General features: G+C 65.5%; 2 protein-coding genes. Both read right to left on the reverse strand.

Going from position 1 to position 1,862, the window contains the following annotated elements; all coding sequences use genetic code 11:
• Positions 1 to 61: 61 nt before the first annotated feature.
• Entirely contained in the window at positions 62 to 1,228 is a 1,167-nt protein-coding gene (locus tag EN991_RS34550; protein ID WP_127370404.1) for a M20 aminoacylase family protein, read from the reverse strand.
• A 33-nt stretch (positions 1,229 to 1,261) separates the two neighbouring features.
• The coding region (locus tag EN991_RS34555; protein ID WP_127370405.1) for a hydantoinase/carbamoylase family amidase at positions 1,262 to 1,862 on the reverse strand (601 nt) is incomplete at its 5' end.

Consider the following 1,862-nt stretch of genomic DNA (forward strand, 5'->3'; position numbering starts at 1 on the left):
GCCCGCGACTCTACCCATATCCGGCTCGCGATACGCATGTTTGACAATCGTGACGCCGCGATCATCTCCCGGCCGCGAGCCTTTGCCTGACCAGCGCGACATGGAAATTCGCGCCGAACAACAGCCCCTCATCGTCGAAGTCGTAGCTGGAATTGTGCAGCGGCGCCGAACCCTCGCCATTGCCGAGGAAGGCGAAGCAGCCCGGCACATGGTCGAGGAAGCGGGCGAAATCCTCGGAGGCGGTCATCGGCTCGCGGGCGACGGCGATGTTGCCGGGTTCGAAGACGCCTCTGGCGGCGGCGAATGCGGCATCGACCAGTTCGGCATCGTTGCGCAGCGGCACGAACTCCCTGCTGTACTTGACCTCGGCGGTGACATTATAGGCGGCGGCGATGCCCTCGGCGAGAATGCGCATCTGCCGCTCGATCTCGGCGCTGACCTCGGGACGGAAGCTGCGCGCATCGCCGAGGATGCGGGCAAGACCGGGCAGAGCGTTGCGGGTGCCGTCGGTGATCAGCTCGGTCACCGAAACCACGGATATGTCGGCCGGACTCAGCCGGCGCGAGACGATGGTCTGCAGATTGGTGACCAGCGCGCAGGCCGCGACCAGCGTCTCGTTGCCCGCATGCGGCCGCGCGGCATGGCCGCCGAGCCCCTTGAGCACGATCTCGAAGTTGTCCTCGGCCGACATCATGGGTCCGGCACGGGTCTCGAAATGCCCGATCGGCAGGCCGGGCATATTGTGCAGGCCAAAGATCTCGTCAAAGGGAAAGCGCTGCATCAGCCCATCGTCGAGCATGGCGAGCGCGCCCCTGCCCCATTCCTCGGCCGGCTGGAAGACGAAGCGCACGGTGCCGTCGAAACCGCCCTCACCGGCCAGCAGCTTTGCCGCGCCGAGCAGCATGGTGGTGTGGCCGTCATGGCCGCAGGCATGCATGATGCCGGGATTGCCGGACCGGTAAGATGCGTCCGATTGTTCTGATATGCGCAGCGCATCCATGTCGGCCCTCAGCGCAATCGCCCGGTTGCCGCTGCCGCGCTTCAGCGTGCCGACGACACCGGTGCCGCCGACGCCTTCGGTGACATCGTCCAACCCAAATTCACGCAGTTTGGCGGCGACGAAGGCGGCGGTGCGCTTCTCCTCGAAGCCGAATTCCGGGTGTGCATGCAGATCGCGCCGCCAGAAAATCATCTCCTGCTTCAGCGCGTCGCGATCGAGTTCAGACATTCTTCTGCCCCTTCTGCTTCTGCCCCTTCTGACCTACTTTGCCAGTTGCGCGGCCACATCAAGCAGGATGTTGGCGCCGGCAACAAGCTCTGCGTCATCGGTGTGTTCGCGAGGACTGTGACTGATGCCGCCAACGCTCGGCACGAAGATCATCGCCGCAGGCGCGATACACGCCAGCATCTGCGCGTCGTGGCCGGCGCCTGATGTCATGCGCCTGACCCCGAGGCCACGGCGTTTCGCGGCGGCCTCGATTTGTTCGACGATGCGCAGGTCGAAGATCACCGGTTCGAAGCGGGCCAGTTGCTCGACCGAAACCGTCACGTTCTCAGCGGCGGCAAGCTGCTCGAGATGGGCGGCAAGCGCCGCTTCCGCCGCCTGCAGGCGCTGTTCGTCGGGATCGCGCAGATCGACGGTGAAGACCGCGCGCGAAGGGATGACATTGATGGCATTCGGCTCGAAGCGGATCGTGCCGACGGTGGCGACGGTCGGCGCGTTCGAGGCTTTGGTCCGGTCGAGCAGGAAGGTGATGACCCGGGCGGCGGCGTGGCCGGCATCGTTGCGCATCGACATCGGCGTGGTGCCGGCATGGTTGGCGACGCCGTCGATGGTGATGCGCTGCCAGGAGATGCCTCTG

The sequence above is a fragment of the Mesorhizobium sp. M7A.F.Ca.US.005.03.2.1 genome, from assembly GCF_003997795.1.
Classification (GTDB): Bacteria; Pseudomonadota; Alphaproteobacteria; order Rhizobiales; family Rhizobiaceae; genus Mesorhizobium; species Mesorhizobium ciceri.